Here is a 924-nt window from a genome sequence, read left to right on the forward strand (position 1 = left end):
GGCCTATGATATCATGGTGAACAGTGGAACGGAAACCCTCGCTGACGCACGCGTGCCGCGTGTGAATAAATTGCAAAATAAAATTGTCTCGTCCTGAAATAGGTTTACAGATTAGGTTAGTTCGTTTCGTTAAACATATCTACAACTTTACACTTTTTATTGTAATAATTCTTCCAAAGCCTTTTGGTATTTAGATTTTTTTCATGTACCTGGTTTGGCGTTTTCATTCCAAGACTCAAGTGGGGCCTTTGACCATTGTAGAGCTCAACTGCCTTTCTGAGGTTTCCCTTTGCCTGCCTGATATTATCGGTCTTTAGATGTCTTAGGTATTCCCCTTTGATTATCCCGTTTATTCGCTCTGCCATGGCATTTTCCAATGGGTCGCCATTTTCGGTCATGCTTATGCCTATCCCATTTTTTTGGAGGTGCGCCACGTAGTTGCCAGAACAATACTGTACGCCCCTGTCCGAGTGGTGGATAAGCTGATGGGTACCAGCCTTAAGTTTTTTGAGCGCCATCTCCAGTGCCTTCAGGGTTTCCACTGTTTCCAGTGTCCCGGCGACATGATACCCAACGATCTTTCTGGAATATGCATCGGTGACAAAACTTATGTAAAGGTATTGACCGCACACCTTCCAGTAGGTAATGTCACTTACCCAAAGCTGGTTTACGCGGACAACCTCGACCTCCCTGATAATGTTCGGCCATTTCCTGAGCCAATGACCAGAATACGTGGTGATGTACTTCCTTGACCTTCTCTTTACCTGCAGACCATTTGCTGCCAGCAACTCAAACACGGAATCCCTCCCCATCTTGATGCCGTGCTCCATAAAAAATGGCCGTAACATCTCATAAAGCTTCCTCCCGCCCATCTCAGGGTGGCTGGAACGAAGCACGGATATTTCCATCAGCACCAACCTTTCA

1 protein-coding gene is annotated in these 924 nt (G+C 45.9%); it reads right to left on the reverse strand.

What is annotated here, in order from left to right:
* Positions 1-116: 116 nt before the first annotated feature.
* A partial coding sequence (locus tag D7004_RS14360) for an IS3 family transposase (RefSeq protein ID WP_148042812.1) occupies positions 117-924 on the reverse strand: 808 nt, incomplete at its 5' end.

The organism is Pedobacter jejuensis, assembly GCF_003725795.1.
GTDB classification, from domain to species: domain Bacteria; phylum Bacteroidota; class Bacteroidia; order Sphingobacteriales; family Sphingobacteriaceae; genus Pedobacter; species Pedobacter jejuensis.